Origin of the sequence: Pandoraea pneumonica, from assembly GCF_049918595.1 — a bacterium.
Lineage (GTDB): Bacteria > Pseudomonadota > Gammaproteobacteria > Burkholderiales > Burkholderiaceae > Pandoraea > Pandoraea pneumonica_A.
Genome location: NZ_JBNCRZ010000001.1, coordinates 15191 through 32574 on the forward strand (window position 1 = coordinate 15191; position 17384 = coordinate 32574).

The 17384-nt window shown below is 58.8% G+C and carries 15 protein-coding genes and 1 tRNA gene; 5 read left to right on the forward strand and 11 right to left on the reverse strand.

Features of this window, described 5'->3' with window-relative positions; translation table 11 throughout:
* Positions 1 to 3: 3 nt before the first annotated feature.
* Positions 4 to 1128 (reverse strand): Rieske 2Fe-2S domain-containing protein, encoded by a 1125-nt coding sequence (locus ACPWR9_RS00085; protein ID WP_426312123.1) that lies wholly within the window; start codon positions 1126 to 1128, stop codon positions 4 to 6.
* Between the two features lie 298 nt (positions 1129 to 1426).
* On the opposite strand from ACPWR9_RS00085, the gene ACPWR9_RS00090 reads away from it, so the two are divergent.
* On the forward strand, positions 1427 to 2131 hold the full coding sequence (locus ACPWR9_RS00090) for a GntR family transcriptional regulator (protein WP_426312125.1): 705 nt from the start codon (positions 1427 to 1429) through the stop codon (positions 2129 to 2131).
* A gap of 27 nt (positions 2132 to 2158) precedes the next feature.
* Here the strand turns inward: ACPWR9_RS00090 and ACPWR9_RS00095 are convergent, their stop codons facing one another.
* The 5 genes from ACPWR9_RS00095 to ACPWR9_RS00115 form a co-directional block, all read right to left on the reverse strand.
* The gene (locus ACPWR9_RS00095; protein ID WP_426312128.1) at positions 2159 to 2809 is read right to left on the reverse strand and encodes a GntR family transcriptional regulator; all 651 of its coding nucleotides are present in this window, start codon (positions 2807 to 2809) and stop codon (positions 2159 to 2161) included.
* Between the two features lie 165 nt (positions 2810 to 2974).
* Positions 2975 to 3748: an alpha/beta fold hydrolase gene (locus ACPWR9_RS00100; protein WP_426312130.1), complete on the reverse strand. Its 774-nt coding sequence runs from the start codon at positions 3746 to 3748 to the stop codon at positions 2975 to 2977.
* 21 nt (positions 3749 to 3769) lie between these two features.
* Positions 3770 to 4567, reverse strand: a complete 798-nt coding sequence (locus tag ACPWR9_RS00105) for a 2-keto-4-pentenoate hydratase (RefSeq protein WP_426312131.1) — start codon at positions 4565 to 4567, stop codon at positions 3770 to 3772.
* A 188-nt stretch (positions 4568 to 4755) separates the two neighbouring features.
* Positions 4756 to 6036 (reverse strand): MFS transporter, encoded by a 1281-nt coding sequence (locus ACPWR9_RS00110; protein ID WP_426312132.1) that lies wholly within the window; start codon positions 6034 to 6036, stop codon positions 4756 to 4758.
* Positions 6037 to 6147: 111 nt separating this feature from the next.
* Positions 6148 to 7224 carry a porin gene (locus ACPWR9_RS00115; RefSeq protein ID WP_426312134.1) on the reverse strand — a complete coding sequence of 359 codons (1077 nt, stop codon included), beginning with the start codon at positions 7222 to 7224 and terminating at the stop codon, positions 6148 to 6150.
* A gap of 498 nt (positions 7225 to 7722) precedes the next feature.
* Between ACPWR9_RS00115 and ACPWR9_RS00120 the strand changes: the two genes are divergently transcribed.
* The 3 genes from ACPWR9_RS00120 to ACPWR9_RS00130 all read left to right on the forward strand — a co-directional run bounded on the left by ACPWR9_RS00120 (position 7723) and on the right by ACPWR9_RS00130 (position 10648).
* Positions 7723 to 8925 carry a Fic family protein gene (locus ACPWR9_RS00120; protein WP_426312135.1) on the forward strand — a complete coding sequence of 401 codons (1203 nt, stop codon included), beginning with the start codon at positions 7723 to 7725 and terminating at the stop codon, positions 8923 to 8925.
* Positions 8926 to 9281: 356 nt separating this feature from the next.
* Positions 9282 to 9746: a hypothetical protein gene (locus ACPWR9_RS00125; protein WP_426312137.1), complete on the forward strand. Its 465-nt coding sequence runs from the start codon at positions 9282 to 9284 to the stop codon at positions 9744 to 9746.
* 680 nt (positions 9747 to 10426) lie between these two features.
* Complete coding sequence (locus ACPWR9_RS00130) at positions 10427 to 10648, forward strand: hypothetical protein (RefSeq protein WP_426312138.1); 222 nt, start codon at positions 10427 to 10429, stop codon at positions 10646 to 10648.
* A 153-nt stretch (positions 10649 to 10801) separates the two neighbouring features.
* On the opposite strand, the gene ACPWR9_RS00135 is transcribed toward ACPWR9_RS00130, so the two are convergent.
* The 5 genes from ACPWR9_RS00135 to acs all read right to left on the reverse strand — a co-directional run bounded on the left by ACPWR9_RS00135 (position 10802) and on the right by acs (position 16064).
* Positions 10802 to 11062 carry a helix-turn-helix domain-containing protein gene (locus tag ACPWR9_RS00135; protein WP_426312846.1) on the reverse strand — a complete coding sequence of 87 codons (261 nt, stop codon included), beginning with the start codon at positions 11060 to 11062 and terminating at the stop codon, positions 10802 to 10804.
* Positions 11063 to 11208: 146 nt separating this feature from the next.
* Positions 11209 to 11299, reverse strand: a tRNA-Ser gene (locus tag ACPWR9_RS00140).
* A gap of 75 nt (positions 11300 to 11374) precedes the next feature.
* Positions 11375 to 13393 (reverse strand): sodium:solute symporter family protein, encoded by a 2019-nt coding sequence (locus ACPWR9_RS00145; RefSeq protein ID WP_426312140.1) that lies wholly within the window; start codon positions 13391 to 13393, stop codon positions 11375 to 11377.
* The gene (locus ACPWR9_RS00150) at positions 13390 to 13860 is read right to left on the reverse strand and encodes a DUF4212 domain-containing protein (RefSeq protein ID WP_426312142.1); all 471 of its coding nucleotides are present in this window, start codon (positions 13858 to 13860) and stop codon (positions 13390 to 13392) included. Before ACPWR9_RS00150 ends, ACPWR9_RS00145 begins: the two co-directional genes overlap by 4 nt.
* A gap of 221 nt (positions 13861 to 14081) precedes the next feature.
* The gene (gene acs, locus ACPWR9_RS00155) at positions 14082 to 16064 is read right to left on the reverse strand and encodes an acetate--CoA ligase (protein ID WP_426312144.1); all 1983 of its coding nucleotides are present in this window, start codon (positions 16062 to 16064) and stop codon (positions 14082 to 14084) included.
* 303 nt (positions 16065 to 16367) lie between these two features.
* On the opposite strand from acs, the gene ACPWR9_RS00160 reads away from it, so the two are divergent.
* Positions 16368 to 17288 carry a DMT family transporter gene (locus ACPWR9_RS00160; protein ID WP_426312848.1) on the forward strand — a complete coding sequence of 307 codons (921 nt, stop codon included), beginning with the start codon at positions 16368 to 16370 and terminating at the stop codon, positions 17286 to 17288.
* Positions 17289 to 17384 lie beyond the last annotated feature (96 nt).

Genomic DNA, 17384 nt, shown 5'->3' on the forward strand with positions numbered 1-17384 from the left:
CGCTCACATGTGTTCCGGCTTCTGAATGCCGCGCGCATGGCGATGGCACAGCTCGCGCCACTTGATAAGCGGCGAATCGCCTTCGATAAGCATCTCGTCGAGCCAGGCCGTATCGCGCTTGTAGAACGTCTGAAGCGCCAGTCGCGCCTGAATGTCCTGAGCGTTGAAATTCTCGAAACCGATAGGCTTCCAGCGATTCCAGAACTCATGATTGAAATGCGCGCTTTCTTCCTCCGACGAAACGCGCTTGCCGACGAGCATCACGTAGAGGTGCTTCGATTCCGTAACGGGGACGTAGAACTCGAACTGCGTGATGTCCTGATCGGGGAAGTCATCGACGCGCAGCCCGCACGGCATCCAGAGCGACGCTGCCGTGGTTCGGGTCGGCTTTTCAGACACGCGTTTCGTGCCAGTGACGACGACCTGACCATCGACCTTTCCTTCCCAAATGCTCGTATGGTTGGCGAATGCGTCGTAGACGCCTTTCGGTGCGCCCGCCTCCTCGTGTACGAGCACGTCACCTGACTTCGCAAGGTGCCCAATGGGCAGGGATCGCTGCGTGTCCGGCACAAGCTCCGAAGCGCGGTGGATGTACACGTGCAAGCCGTCGAAGCCGTTCTCGCACCCGACGCGCCAGTTCGACTCGACTTCGTAGATTGCGCAGTGCAATTCCAAATCGTCGTCGAGGAACGTCGGCGGCACGTCTTCCGCGAGCGGTGGCGCTTCAAAACCTTCGTCGCCCACGAACACGAAGATCAGGCCCTTGGCTTCCTGAACCGGATAGCTCTTGACGCTACGTCGGCCAATTGCCTTGCTGTCGGGCGAGGCCAGGATGTCGCACAGCTTGCCATCATTCCACTTGTAGGTGAAGCCGTGGTACCAGCACGTGATGGTGTCGGGCGTATAGCACTCCACCTTCTCGGAGAACTTCACGCCGCGATGCAGGCACCGGTCGCGAATCGCCTTCACTTCGCCGTCCACGCGCTTGAGCAGGATCTCCTCGCCACACACCGTCGCCTGGCTCACCTTCCCTTCGAGAACGTCGCTGGACAGCTTTACCGGATACCAGTGATTCCGAAAGCCAAGCTTCGCCGCAAGGTAATTGCGCCAGCGCGGGACCTTGTTCAACAAACTTTCGTCTACAAAATGTGCCTGTTCGCTCATTGTGGGCGTCTCCGATTTATTTGTTTGCGTACTGTATGCAATGAATACTGGACTTCTTATTGCGTGCGGATAGTTTCGACGCCGCAACTCGACGTGATTGCCATCCTAGGGCCGCGTTCAAGGCGCAACAAACGATTTGAAATTCACCTATGCATGAGCATTGCGAATGTGTTGAGTGAATGTCACGGAATCCCACTTTGCGCACCGAAATCTCAGGCGTTTCGTCGTAGAATCGGTGCGAACTAACCAAAACTTCAACGCTATGAGCGCCACCCGTAGAGTCGTACAGAGCGATCGGCTACGCGATCAGGTTTACCAACTGCTTCGGGAGGATCTGCACGGGGGCGCCATTCCGGCCGGGTCGCGGCTCGTTGAGCTGGAATTGGCCGAGCGCTATGGGGTCTCGCGCACGCCGATACGTGAAGCGCTCTTCCAATTGGCGCGTGAGGGCTTGGTTGTGCGCACCGATCGCGGGTATTCGCTGATGACGGATACGCCGCGAGATTTCCTGCAACGGATGCAAGTCCGGCTATTGCTGGATCCGCCGCTGGCCGAACACGCGGCAAAGTACGGATCCGACGAGCAGATCGAAGCCTTGGCGAGCGCCTACGAAAAGATGAAGAAGGCCGAGGCGTCGTCGAAGTATTCCGCGTTTGTCGCGGCGGCACATGAGTTCCGCACCCTACTGCTCGACATGAGCCACAACACGGCGCTAACGCGCGTTTGTGCAGTGCTGGAAGATCAGTTCCTGCTGGTTCGCAACGAGCATTACAAAGACGAAGGGAATCGCGCTATTTCAGTGCATCGCGATGGCTTGTTGCTCGCGGCGATTCGTTCGCGCGACGTGAAAGGCGCGGGGAAGATTGCGAAAGAGTATGTCGAGATGCTGATAAAAACGCATCCGAACCCCTCGGGACGTGCGCCCCGAAAGCGAAGCGTGAAGACGGCCGCGGAGACGCGTTCGTAACTGCGTCCCCTTCCTTGCGTCGACTTCTCAGGCTTGCATGCCGCACGATTCCGCAAGTCTGGCGATATAGGCGCGCGTTTGAGCCTCGGCTGACATTGCGTCCCTGCTCATCAGTTGCTTAACGAGGACGTCCAGATAGTCCGAGGTCATTAAGCGGGTTTTCATTGATCGCAGCAGCAATGGCCTCGCGGCGAGAAAGTCATCTTCCGCAGCGACGAAGCACCGTGCGAGCACGTGGTTTGTGCAAGCGATGCCGAGGGTTTTCTGCAATCCGTGAACTGCGCTCGCCGCCGCGAATGACGAAGCGTCGGAAAGGAGCACACGTCTCGCATCGTCCGACAAGATGGCAATTTGCGAGATCTGTGCGACGGTTCCTGATTCAGCAACGTTAGCGACGACCACCGGATCGAGCAACGCTTTCACGTCCAATCGGGCCAGTAACGCCTGCATCGGCATTTCACTGAACCCGTAACCTCGCTCCAATGGCTCCAGCAGCCCTTCCCTAGCCAACTGAAACAATGCCTCACGCACAGGCGTTCTGGAAACGCCAAATCGTGCGGCGAGATGCGTTTCCGTCAACCGTTGACCGGGTTGCAGCTTGCCGCGCTCGACGAGATCTCGGATCGCGTCGTATATCCAGTCGCGCAATCGCTGCCCGACTTCCTGTGAAGCTGCCATAGCCGCCGGAACCTTCCATCAATGGCGCTCAAACGTGAGCGATAGCGCCGTTGGCCTAAAGGGTGCGTCGCGAGATTGACCGCAGGCGCAGAAGGTTGCCCCCCGGCAATCCAGACCTCGGTCAATCTCGCGAGCGCTCTTTGCATGCCGCAGTTCGCTGGCTGTCTATGCTTGGGACGCTTGGGATCGAAGCCAACCGGCGACGCGCGTATTAAAGGCGTCTGGCGCCTCGAAATAGGCGGAATGCCCAGCGCCGGGTAGCGTTATCAATTCCGATCCGGCAAAGCGCTTGCAGACGTCAGCGACGATCTTTGCTGGAAACAGAACATCCTCCTCGCCAACGAGAAAGCCGATACGTACGCCCGTTGCTGCGATCTGCTCGGGTGTGTAAGACGGCTGAACGCCCACCAGTGTTTTAAAGGTGTACCGATTGAATCCGGCAATTTGCAGATACAACTGCGTCATTGCAGGGGAATTAGCGAGGTGTGTGCGTCCAAGCACACGTTCTGCCTGGGACAGGTCGCGCGTAGCGTTTTGCACCTTTGCCATTTCCAAAGCGATGGATTCCGGCAAGGTAATGCCGACCAGAGAATCGGCAATCAGAAGGGACGCAACGCGGTCTGGATATCGACACGCGAAATCGATCGCGGTGCCAGCGCCCATCGACTGCGCAACAAACGATACGCGGTGCAAATCGAGCGCATCCAGAATTGCGAGGAGATCGTTCGTGAACTCCGTGCGTCCGGCTAGCTCGGCGTCCGTGGATTTCCCAAAGCCTCGGGCATCCACAAGAATGACCTGAAAATCTTCTCGCCATGCTGCAACTTGATAAAACCAGCTTGCGTGATTACCGCCCACGCCATGCAATAGCACTACCGGCGAGCCGCTGCCGTGCACCTCGTAATACAGCCGACTTTCATGATGATCTAGGTATGGCAACTTCCTCTCCTAACTTCCGAATCAAATTCCGGCTTCAGCGCTGGACCGAACGGAGACCTCACCGATCCCCTCGATAGCGGCGTGATACGTGCTGTGATGCTTGACGCTCACCATGGGTCCGAGTGCGCCGCTAAGCACCAACTCTCCCGCTTTGATCGGATGCCCCATCTCGATCAATTTTTTGGCGAGCCAAAGCGCTGCGTTCAGCGGATGCCCCAAACACGCCGCCCCGCTTCCCGTCGAAGCCACCTGCCGGTTCTCCTGCATTTGCATTTGGCAGTTCACCAACTCGATGTCCGACGTGAATGGCAATTTCGGGCCAATCACGAAGCGACCGGACGACGCGTTATCCGCGATCGTCTCCACAATCCCAATCCGCCAGTTATCGATGCGGCTATCCACGATTTCCAGCGCCGGGGCCACCCATTCAATTCGCTCGAACAGGTCGGACATTTCGAGTGACCGGTCGTCAATGTCCACGCGAAAACCAAATGCGATCTCCGCTTCGATCTTTGGCTGTAAAAGGCTCGACATATCGATGGTCCCGGCGTTGGCGATCGCCATGTCGTCAAACAGCGCGCCGTAGTCAGGCTGGTCGACGCCAAGCTGTTTCTGGACAGCCGTAGATGTCAGCCCGATCTTCCGCCCCACGATTCGGCGGCCGTCGACCTTCAGCGCATGGTCGGTGTTGCGGTGTTGGATGCGATAAGCGGCGTCGATATCGCCATCAACGCAGGAAGCGAATGGAGCAATGGGACCGCTGGTGTACGCGTCGCGCAATCTCGACGCGATCAGCACTTCTAGTTCGACTTCTTTCATCTTTTCCCCGAAACGCGTGCCAAGCCTTCAGACGACCGTCTGCGAGCTTGGCTCAAATGGAGTGGAGAGTTTTGTGCACTGTATGCAAGGCGTCAACGCGCTATACACGTTTTGTTCGACGCCCTTGCCTCACTTTTTGTAATGCGTCCCGGTGCTCGTGCCTTAGCGAGCGGAACGGCATTCAACGATTAGGTAGCGCTTTCCAGTCGAGCCTCTTGAACTGGGGCATATCGCGGCATCATCGCGCACAACGCGCAGACGGCCAGCAGGGCCACGCACGCCAGATAGAGCGGCATGGCGTAACTTCCCGACGCGTCGAATCCCATTCCGAACACGACCGGGCCGACGGCCGATCCCGCCATAAACGACGCAAACACCCAACCGAATATCTTGCCGAAGTGATCCAATCCGAAATACCGGCTAATTAAATACCCCAGCAGATCGGATTCGGCACCGGCACCAAAGCCGAGAAGTGCCGCGCACAGATACACGGACCCCGGGGCGTTCGTTGCCAGAAGTCCCGCGCAGCCAACACACGACAACGCAAAAATGCCAATGGCGGCGCGAGGGGCAAAGATTCGATCGAATAGATAACCCGCCGCAACGCGTCCGATGAGCGCGGCAACCGCCAATACAGTCGTCGCGAAAGCCGCCGACGAGAGCGCGACGCCACGGTCGAGCAACATGGGCACCAAGTGGATCTGCGCGCCATTGATCGCGACGGCCATGAGGAATGCGGAAATCCCAACCAGCCAGAATGCGCGGCTGGAGAGCGCTTGCGCTAGCGTGCTTCCGGCTGTCCCGAATGTCCCGGCGGCGCGGCCGCTTACGTTGCCCTCGGACGGCGCTTCTCGCAGTAGAAACAGCCCCAATGGCACGCCGAGCACGATCGGCATTGCGCCAAGCGCGTAGTAGCCAGCCTCCCATCCAAACCGCTGGATCATCGCAGCGGCAAATGGGGCTGCGATGGCCCCTCCGAGCGCAACGCCAGCCATGTTGATGCCAAGCGCAAGGCCACGCGATCGGTCGAACCAACCGGAGATCACTCGTAAGTAGACGATGGTGTTCGAACCCGCGCCGAAGACGCCGATCAAGAAAAACGCGAGGAAAAAGCCGGTGATTCCCCACGTCTTCACCATCAGCGGAACTGCCAGCACCGTCGCGCCATAGGTGAGCAACGACGTCACAAGCACGGTTCGGAGGTGAAAGCGGTCGATCAGCGCACCGATTACGGGCGTCGCGACGGCCAGACTGATCGCGCAGATAGACAGCGCTCCGGAGATTTGCCCGCGATCCCAGCCGTGTGCTGCGCCCAGCGCTCGAATGAACACACCCACCGTCATCAGAATGACCGCCGTGCTGCACACGCCCGCGCCGATCGTCGCGTAGATGACCATTAGCCATGGTTCATTCGTGCGCTTGCCTTCCGACCGCGCTTCCGCGGCGGAAGTGATATTCCCCTGTTTCATTGAAACCCTCCAAATAGCTTTGATTTGCTGCACTCACTCTGCGTCAGACGGGAGCGAGCGCGCTCAAACACATGCGTTTTCTTCTCGATTTATTAAGTGCGGCACTACTCGTCAGAAGAAGGTGCGAATCCCGGTTGCCACAGCAAACTGACGGTTGGTCGTCGATGGCGTGAGAGGGAATAAGACGGCGGATTGCGTCGCCCCGGAGGACGTCACGAAACTCGCGCCGACATAGATGTCGGTTCGCTTCGACAGGAATTTGTCGACGAAAAGGCTGTAATTGGAGAGTCGCCCCGAACCTAAAGCGCTACGCCCATACCCCAACGTGATCTTGAGGTCCGGCTGAAAATCGTAAATGACGTCAGCCGTGCCGCTGCGGATCGATTCATATTGACCAAAACCGGCAAACGCCACGTCGGTATAGCTCAATCCTGCGGTCCACTTGTCGGCGAACTTGTAGGAAGCGCTCGCCCCGTAGATGTTTTGCGAATCGACGGCAAAGGGGCGATACGGCGTCACGGTCTGGCCGAGGAACGTTTTCATCCCGGCTAAGGTGGGCGTGAAGTTCACTCCGTTGATTTTGGTGCCGACAATTGCCGCTTTTAGCCGCTCGTCTGCATAAGACACGGCGAAGCTCAGTGCTCGACCGCGGTTATAGGTGTCTGATGCACCGCCCGGTAGTGCATAGAGGGCGAAGAAGGTGAAGCCGCCGAATGTCGGTGATCGATAAGAGGCAGAGTTGTTCACATACCCACCCGCCATGTGGTCGGCATTCGCTGGCGTCTGCGAAAACGTTGAGTTGAATCCGGGCGAATTGCCCAGTAAAAGCACCGAAAAATCGTTGTGATGCCCGAAAGTCAGCGTGCCGTACTCCGCTTTGGATAACCCCACCCAAGCGCTGCGACTAAAGAACGTATCCGATCGGAACAGCTTGCCGTTGGACAAGTTGAAATAACTCGCCAGATCGAAAACAACCTTCAGCCCTCCCCCCAGATCCTCCGTCCCCCTCATGCCGAACACCGTGTTCCAGTGATAGCTGTCGAGCAATTGCACAACGCTCCCACCACCGGAATTGTTCGAGTACACGACCGCTTCATCAATTGCGCCATAAAGCGTCACGTTCGACTGCGCCAGCGCCGAGCTGGAAAACAGGAAAAGTGCGATTAGGCCGACTGCGATTTTCTTCATCTGGATCTCCAATCCATGTAGCTCTGCCCCCCGAACCCGATTCAATGACAGGTCCGTCCGGTTATTCGAGTGCGCTCGGTTGTCTCGGCTCACCGCATAAGGCAAGTGCCGTCGGCGCGTGAACGCCTACCGCAGCGACGAATCCGAGCAGCGTTTTTTGACTAAGAACCGGTGGAGAGAAGGTAGGCAGCCATTTTTTTCCTTACAAACGAAAAAAACGACGCGTATGCGCGATGAGAAATCATTCATGCGCGGGGGGGTGGGATGGGGGGCGGGGATAGCGGGGAGAGGGGTTTGAGGGCTATCGACTACGAAAACAGGAGCCCCACCAAAGAACCCTACATTTATCCGCACAGAGAATTACAAAAAGCTATAATACACAACAACTTATGAAGCAATTCACCTTCCAAAGAACCCTACATTCAACCCTCCAGACAACCAACCAGTGAGGGGTGGAGTGTTCTCAGTGGGGGGGGAACTCAACGCAAGGAACGTCCAATGGTTACTGTCGCCACGATCCAGCCCCTATTCCCCGAAGAACGGGTGCTTGATGGATCAATCGAACTCGCGGCAACGCTGTCCGAGAAGGCCCGCGACTTGCAAGCCGAAGGACGAGGCCCGGTCGCCGACGCACTTGTTCCGCTGCTGCGGAACATGAACTCGTACTACACCAACAAAATTGAAGGACAACACACCACGCCAGCGCAAATTCAACAGGCGCTTGAACATCACTACTCGTCAGACGCGGAAGAGCACAAGAAACAGTTGATGGCCACCGCGCACATCCATGCCGAAGAGCAACTGGAGCAGCAATGGCGAGACGTAACCGTCAACGAAATGTTCGACGCAGAACGAGTCCGCACGATACATCGACTGTTCTTTGAGGCGCTTCCGGAGAATTTTCGACTGACAAACGAAGGTGACCTGATCCGTCCAGGTGAATTTCGCGAAAAGGATGTCACCGTCGGCAGACACATGGCACCACCTGTGGGTCTCATCCCCCAATTGCTGGAGGAATGGGGAAAGCGCTACTCCCGAATTCGACCCTCCGAATACCAACTCATCGCGATAGCTTGCTCACATCATCGCCTTGCATGGATTCACCCGTTCATCGACGGAAATGGCCGAGTCTGCCGTCTGCACTCTCATTTGGCGCTTCACGCATCTGGCCTAACCGATGGCCTTTGGTCACCTCTGCGAGGTTTTGCTCGTACCCACGAAGAGTATTACGCGCGCCTTGCCGCAGCAGATATGCCCCGACGCAACGATCTGGATGGACGAGGCAACCTGTCGCAAGAAGAGTTGGTGAAGTTCGTCGACTACTTCCTGACCTGCTGCCTCGATCAAGTTACTTTCATGTTGAAGATGGTCGAGTTAGGCGGCTTTACCGCACGCCTGCGTGACCTTCTCATGTATCTGGATGCGAATCCGTGGCAAATCGGCTCCGAGAAGTCGGTTATCAAACCCGAGAGGTCAGCCCTTGCTCTCGAATTCGTTGCACGCACTCGCCCCCTATCCCGCTCTGACTTCGCAAAAATCCTGGGGGAAACCGAGGCAACATCACGGCGCATCACGCGTAGCCTGCTGGACTTTGGGATTCTTAGATCCGACTCCCATCGGGACGAACTTGCATTCGCGCTGCCGTTGAAGAGCCTGAGGTTCCTGTTCCCGAGACTCTGGCCTGAGGTGGATGCGGAGTAACGCTAGCAATTGATCCACGCATTTCGTTCCTGCACGGGAACGAAATTACCGTCCTCAATAAGCCATCTGGATGGATCAGCCCCCGGCACCTGGTACGGGTAGGTCACGCTTAGGTTGCGCGACCTTCGTCCTTGCACCTCAAATTGGGCAGGCTCTCAAATTTCCATGCGACAGACCGTAGTTTCATCGCTGCGGATATCCCCGCCCGGTCGGCTCTGTTAGGGATTCTTCACCAGAAGCCACAACGCAACCGCACGCCCAACGTCTACCCCCGGCATACAATCCGCCCCCACATCGCCCGAGATGTATGGGCGAATTTTCCGGAGAATCATTGATGCATGACGAGGCGCAGTTGCATGTCTCCCGCAACTAAATGGGTATTGCTTCAAGCGTTGCTCCCACTCTTCGGAGCAACTTTGATTTATGGCTTTCTCGGGGCAGCTAAGTGGCTGGTGACGCCCGCATGCAAGCGAGTGAAATGGGCGTGGGGTCAAGCGTTTGATTCAATGGGGTGGTTGTACGGCGGGGCCATCCTTGCTGTTCAATCAGGGCTGAGGGGTGTTGAGCATTCCGTCACTGGGCAAAACTCGATTGCTGTGTGGATTTGCTTTGCTGCCGCCCTACTCTGCGGCGCTGTCGTGGCCGCAGGCATGATTACCCGAGGGGAGATATCGGACTGGAAGCCGCCCGGTATCCTGATAGTATTTACCTGCGTTCTGATGGTCGTAATCGTCGTTTCGGCTTACAACGTGCAGGACGCAACATTAGCCAATGGAGTTGATAATGTCCGCCACACCGACGCGCAAAAGACTTGCAGCTAGCGCATCCAGAGCGCGCTCAATCCGAAGGACAAGTCTCGCCCCTAATCGCACACTCCCCTCAAGCACGCATCGGCAACCGCCTTCTAGTGGTTTGATCAAGATTGTGACTACGCTTACGGGAGGAACAGCCGTCGGCCTAGGTACGACCGTGCTTACACCCAGCGTAATCATTACAGTAACTGCAATGGTCGTGGGACTCATAGGTAGTGGGCTGCTGGTCAAACGGTACGGATAGAATCGTCTGTGCGAACGTGACAACGGAGCCATTCGGCTCCGTTTTCGTTTCCGGTTGGGCGTCACGACGACCTTCGCCGTCGACCAAGAAGAATCCCCATTGAGAGATCAGAATGTTCCGAATCTCAACGAGTGACCTAGAATGCGACTCTGAACGCGTGGTGCCCTCGAAATCCGATCGTTAGTCTTGTACCCGTCGCGCCACAAACGCGACCGGGTTTAGCGACCTGAACGATGTTTTCGGGCACATAGCCGCGATGTTTGCGGCTTTCGTGTGCGCAATGCCACGCCTTCTTGTCAACGGGCGGGTCTGGATTGGGACACCTTCGGGTGTGCCGCCTAATCCGAATCATCAGCGGTTCGCTAACCTAGTCCAGTGCCCGCCCACCCCTGCGCAATGCAGCGGGTGGCGGGGTCCAGAAATTGGCTAGTACGAGGCACCCCGCATGACGAATCATTCATCAGCAACTTCCCTTGTCCACGTTTCCGTAGACAGACTCAACGTCCTCTCTGAACGCATCCTGGCGCTCTCGACGTGCACGACGACTTACGCAGGCAATGAAATGCCGCACAGGTTTCTGCTCGCGATCTTCGAAGAACTCGGCGAAATGACCGTAGAGCTTGTTATCGAATGCCACAAGCTAAAAGGTGACCTTCTCGCCGCCTAGCCAACTGGCAATGAGGGGCGATCGGCGCAAGCCGAAACGCGTCACGCTTCTTCGTTAGCACGACCGCACGCTAGACATTTATCCAACGGAACATGTGCAAAGGGCTTCCCCATGGGAAGCCCTTTATCGATTGACGCAGAAGCCAGCAAGAAATTACGTCAGCACTTCAAGCCCGTGTTTCTCTATCACTTGGAGAAGTTTGGCCGCTGCACCACTCGGCTTCTTTGTACCTTCCTCCCACTTCTGAACGGTCGAAGGGCTGGTATTGAGATACTCGGCAAACACGCCTTGACTGACCCGCACGCTCTTACGAATCTTGATGATCGCTGTCTTCGTGTATTCAGGGACAGGCGGTATGCACAACCCGTCATACTCGCGCATCTCACGCTTGCTGATACCGCCTGCAACATGCATGTCGCTAGCGATCTCGTGAATCGCCGCGAGCGGGTCAGCCTGACCGATGGTGATAATTCGTCTCACGCGTTCCCCCGAGTTGGTAAATATCCCCGAGATAGTAAACGCACAAAGGGCTCCCACGCGGGGAGCCCTTTGTTTATCTGTGGCGGAGAGAGGGGGATTCGAACCCCCGATAGGCTATTAACCTATACACGCTTTCCAGGCGTGCGACTTAAACCGCTCATCCATCTCTCCTGAAGAGTCGCGCATTATAGCAGGTCGGCGGGAATATCCCAGTCCCTTCGGCGTTCGCTTACTAAAATTTCTTCCTCAGGGCCGACGCAGGTGGTCCACCAGATGTTCGTCCCGTTCGCTCGGGCGTCCGCCCAGCAGGCTGAACAGGATTGCCACCGCGAACCCTACCGGCACGCCAAACGCCCCTGCCGCAATCGGGTCCACGCCCCACCAGCGGGCCCCGGCGAAGCCCGTCAGTCTTGTGAAGAACGGGTACGTCGTCATGATGTAGTACACGCACACCAGCAACCCGCTCACCATCCCGGCCGTTGCGCCCAGCCGCGTCGTGCGCTTCCAGAACACCCCTAGCACCAACGCCGGGAACAAGCACGACGCCGCCAACGAGAACGCCGCCCCCACCAAAAACAAAATATTGCCCAGCTTCAACGACGTCACATACGACGCGAACATCGCCACGCATAGCAACAGGATCTTCGACGTCGTCACCCGCTTCTGGCTCGATGCGTTCCGGTCGATCATGTGGAAATACACATCGTGCGACAGCGCGTTCGCAATCGTCAGCAGCAACCCGTCAGCCGTCGACAACACCGCCGCCAACGCGCCCGCTGCCACCAGCCCCGAAATTACATACGGAAGCCCTGCGATCTCCGGTCCGGCCAGCACCAACATGTCCGGCTGCATCCAGATTTCGCCCCACTGCACTACGCCATCGCGATAGACATCCGACACGTCGAGCTGCACCGGCGTCGCATGCCGCCACTGAATCACCCACGCAGGCAAGTTCTCATACCGCGCCCCGACCAGATGCAGCAGCACGTCGTACTTGAGCATCACCGCCAACGCCGGCGCACTCACATACAACAGCGCCACAAAGAACAACGTCCAGCCCACGGAGCTTCTCGCGCCTTGCACCGTCGCCGTCGTGCCGTACCGCGTGAGGATGTGCGGCAAACTCGCCGTGCCGATCATCAGGCACACCATCAACAGCAGGAAATTCAATCGCTGCGAACTGCGCGTCGTATCGTCCTTCGCCGGGAATGGCTCGGTCATCGCATGCGGCGGTTCACTCCGTTCTGCATATTGATTGCGCAACTCCAGCCAACGATTCTGCGCATCGCCCACGTCGCGTGGAAACGCGTCAAGCTTCGCCTCCAGTACCTTCACCTCACGCAGCGGCCCGTTGTGACGTTTCGTATCGAGCAACTGACGCTCCAACTCCGCCCGCTCGCTGTAGAAGCTATCCGGCAAGCCATCCAGTCGCCGCTGCATCTGCTCCGCCTGCTCGCGGTAGTAGTCGCGCACCTCGCGTTCAGGTATCGACTTCTGGATCTCGCGCTCCAGCACCTCCACCTTCGCCAGAGCCTCGCCATAGCTGAACTGCGGAAACCAACCGTGCCCGGTCTGATGGCCGATCATCGCCGTCGGCACCAGAAACGCCGTGATCATGATGATGTACTGCGCGACCTGCGTCCAAGTCACCGCGCGCATCCCGCCGAGGAACGAGCACACCAAAATGCCCGCCAGCCCGAAGAAAATGCCGATTGTGAACTCCACGCCGATGAACCGCGACGCAATCAACCCCACACCCTGAATCTGCGCGACGAGATAAACGAACGAACACAAGATCGTCGAGAACACCCCCAACGCCCGCACAAGATTGCTGTCGTACCGAGTGCCCAAGAAATCAGGCACCGTGTAACGCCCCATCTTCCGCAGATAAGGCGCTAGCAGGAACGCCACCAGACAGTAGCCGCCCGTCCAGCCCATGACATAAGCGAGCCCGTCATAACCCGATACGTACAACGATCCCGCAAGCCCCATGAACGACGCCGCACTCATCCAGTCGGCAGCACACGCCATGCCGTTGAATATCGGCGGCACACGCCGTCCGGCCACGTAGTACTCCGTAGCATCCGATGTGCGCGAAATCAGCCCGATCACGGCGTACACGGCAATCGTCACGAACAGAAACGCATAGCCGATCCACACGCCCGGCCCGTTGACCCGCTCAAGCAGGCCAATCATCAGCACGAACGCGAAGAACCCCGCCGTGTAATACAGGTAGTAGCGCAGCAGCCTGCGCGTGAAATTCATTGGGAATTCGGCGCCGACGTGGCGCGAGATGCCATACGAGAAGCGGCACCCTGCGCACCGCCAGCCATGCCAGTCCCAGCCGCTTCACCCAGCCCAAGACTGTCACTACGCGCCCGGCGCAGCGCTTGCAACTCACCGTGATACCGCGCGTCATTGCGACGCTGGATCAACGCATAGACAACGATCAACCCGATATCGATCAGGATCGATCCCTGCGCGCCCATATAGAACGGTATCGGCCAGCCAGCAAATCGCACCGACATCCATTCACGCGCCCAGAACTGCGGCACGAACGTCACCACGAAGCCGATCACCATCAACACCGCCACTAGCCACAACGTGCGACGCCAGTGGCGCGCAGCGATGGCCGCCGCCTCCCGATGCCAATGCGAATTGCGCGGCAGGTCGTCGGTCTGGCCCGATGTCGCTGTCGAGTCGCCGTTACGGGTCTTCAAAGGATTCACCATCGGCGCGCGGTCAGTCACCTGACGGAAGCCCCATCGGCACTGCATAGGGGATGTTGTGTCGACGCTCGCAGTCGTCAGCCCATGCGCACGGAAATAACGTCAAAAATGACGTCAAAGACCCGTCGCAGCGCATGCCTCATGCGACATGGGGCGTCACCACTCACGATGACGCCCCATGCCACACCGCCGCGTCGCCACACTTCGACGACGCGGCAGCCAACTTACTGCGCTTGCTTGAGTTGCTCGAGAATCGCCGGGTTTTCCAGCGTGGAGGTGTCTTGCGTAATCTCCTCGCCCTTCGCAATCACGCGCAACAGACGGCGCATGATCTTGCCCGAACGCGTCTTCGGCAGGTTGTCGCCGAAGCGGATGTCCTTCGGCTTGGCGATCGGACCGATCTCCTTACCCACCCAGTTACGCAACTCCAGCGCCAGTTGCTTCGCCTCGTCGCCCGTCGGACGCGAACGCTTGAGCACAACAAACGCCACAATCGCCTCACCCGTCGTATCGTCCGGACGGCCCACCACCGCAGCTTCCGCCACGATCGGGTTCGCCACCAGCGCCGACTCGATCTCCATCGTGCCCATGCGGTGCCCCGAGACGTTCAGCACGTCGTCGATGCGCCCCATGATCGTGAAGTACCCAGTCTTCGCATCGCGAATCGAACCGTCACCCGCCAGATAAATCTTGCCGCCCAACTCCGGCGGGAAGTAGCTCGACTTGTAACGCTCCGGATCGCCCCAAATCGTACGAATCATCGACGGCCACGCACGCTTGATGACCAGCATGCCGCCCTGACCGTTCGGCACGTCCTGACCGGTCTCGTCGACAATCGCCACATCGATACCCGGCAACCCCAGCGTGCACGAACCCGGCACCAGCGGCGTCGCACCCGGCAGCGGCGTGATCACATGACCACCCGTCTCCGTCTGCCACCACGTATCGACGATCGGGCAACGGCCGCCGCCAATGTTTTCGTAGTACCACATCCACGCTTCCGGATTGATCGGCTCACCGACCGACCCGAGAATGCGCAACGACGACAGATCGTATTTCTTCGGATGCACATCCGGGGCCTGCTCCGCCGCCTTGATCAACGAACGAATCGCCGTCGGCGCCGTGTAGAACACCGACACCTTGTGACGGCCAATCATTTCCCAGAAACGCCCGGCATTCGGATACGTCGGCACACCTTCGAACACCACCTGCGTCGCACCGACCGCGAGCGGGCCGTAAGCGATGTACGTGTGACCGGTAATCCAGCCGATGTCGGCCGTGCACCAGAAAACGTCGTCCGGCTTGATGTCGAACGTCCATTGCATCGTGAGCGACGCCCACAGCAAATAGCCGCCCGTGCTGTGCTGCACGCCCTTCGGCTTACCCGTCGAACCCGACGTGTAAAGAATGAACAGCGGATGCTCCGCGCCCACCCACTCCGGCTCGCACTTGTCCGATTGCGTCGCGACCAAGTCTTGCAGCACTTCGTCACGCCCGGCCTGCATCGTCACGTTGCCGCCCGTGCGGCGATAGACGATCACCGACTTCACGTGATCGCAGCCGCCCATGCCCAGCGCTTCGTCGACGATCGCCTTGAGCGGCAGCGCCTTGCCGCCGCGCATCTGCTCGTCCGCCGTCACGATCGCCACGGCGCCCGCGTCGATCACACGTTCATTCAGCGATTTGGCCGAGAAGCCACCGAACACCACCGAGTGCGTCGCGCCGATACGCGCGCAAGCCTGCATGGCCACCACGCCTTCGATCGACATCGGCATGTAGATCACGACGCGATCGCCCTTCTTCACACCCTTGGCTTTGAGCGCGTTCGCAAAGCGATTCACGCGCGAGAGCAGGTCGCGGTAGGTGACCGGGGTCACCGTGCCGTCGTCGGCTTCAAAGAGAATGGCGGTTTTGTCGCCCAGACCCGCTTCGATTTGGCGGTCCAGACAGTTGTAAGACGCGTTGAGTTGACCATCTTCGAACCACGTGTAGAACGGGGCGTTGGTCTCATCAAGGACTTTGGTGAACGGCTTGTGCCAGGCCAGATTCTCGCGCGCCTGACGCGCCCAGAATCCCTCGTAATCTTTCTCGGCCTCGGCGCACAGCGCCTCATAGGCGGGCATGCCGGAGATGTTCGCTTTGGCGACAAGCGCCTGCGGCGGCGCGAAGACGCGCTGCTCCTGCAATACCGATTCAATTGCTGCCATGAGTTGTCCCCTCTTATGGATATGCAAAAACCATTGCAATCAAGCCAAAACAAATCGCTAACGCCACATTAAGACGAGCGACTTACTAACGCCTTACACTGGTGCACCCGCGTGACGTCTCTCGCGTGCGGGACTCACGTAAGCGCGTCACTGCGGTGCAGCAGACCGTGGCGTATTCGCTACAATCCTACCCGCATCATCCCTATCCCGCCAACCCCGGACTCGCCCGGAGCGCCCGTGAATTCGACCTCTTCGCCCCCTTCGACGCCCGCCGCACAAGCGCTGCCCTCGTCGACCGACCGGCTGTTTGCCCGCTTTCCAAGCTTCGCTCTGGCGCTCGCGATGTTCTTTGTCGGCACCAATGTGGGCATCGGGAAAACCATGGTCACCGTCATGCCCGTGGCCGCCTTCGCACTCTGGCGCTTCGTGATCGCCGTCATCGCCCTCGCCCCGCGTTATCGCCCGGCGAGAATGCGGCTCGTCACGCGCTCGCAATGGCGCAACCTCTTCGTGCAGACGTTCTTCGGCACGTTTCTCTTCACCCTGCTGATGCTCTACGGCGTGCGGCAGACCACGGCGACGGCTGCCGGGGTGATTACCGCCACACTGCCCGCCTGCGTCGCCTTGCTCTCATGGGCCGTGCTGCGCGAGCATCCGTCGCGGCGCACGCTGGTAAGCATCGGACTCGCGATTCTCGGTGTGGCGCTGCTGAATCTGTCGCGCGGCGATTCGCACGGGGCCGGGGCCGCTGGATCGACAAGCAATGCGTGGCTGGGCAACGCGCTGGTGCTGGGCGCGGTGGTTTGCGAGGGGATCTACGTGATTGTCTCCAAGCGCCTCGCCTCGGAGATGGCGGCCATCGATATCTGCGCTTACACCCACTTGCTTGGCGGCGCGATGATGCTGCCGCTGGGTATCGTCGGACTGATGGCCGTCGATTACTCGGCGCTCACGCCCGGTCACTGGGCGCTCATCGTCTGGTACGGACTCGCCGCCAGCGTGTTCTCGTTCTTCCTCTGGATGCGCGGCATTCGGCATGTGAGCGCCCAGTTGGCGGGCGTTTTCACGGCAATGGTGCCGGTCGCGGCAACGGCCTACGGCGTGGTGTTTCTGGGCGAACAACTGACGATCGCCCAAGGCGCTGCACTGGCGCTGACGGTCTCGGGCATCGTGCTGGCCGCGCTGCCAAGTGCCGGGGCGGCGAAAAAGGTTGCCGCCAGATAGCGGCAGCCCCGGCGGCAAGACGTTGTAAAATGCCGCCGGTGCCGGTTTTCGCATCACGAGACCGGCCAGATGCTTGAAATGCTTCAAATGCTTCGA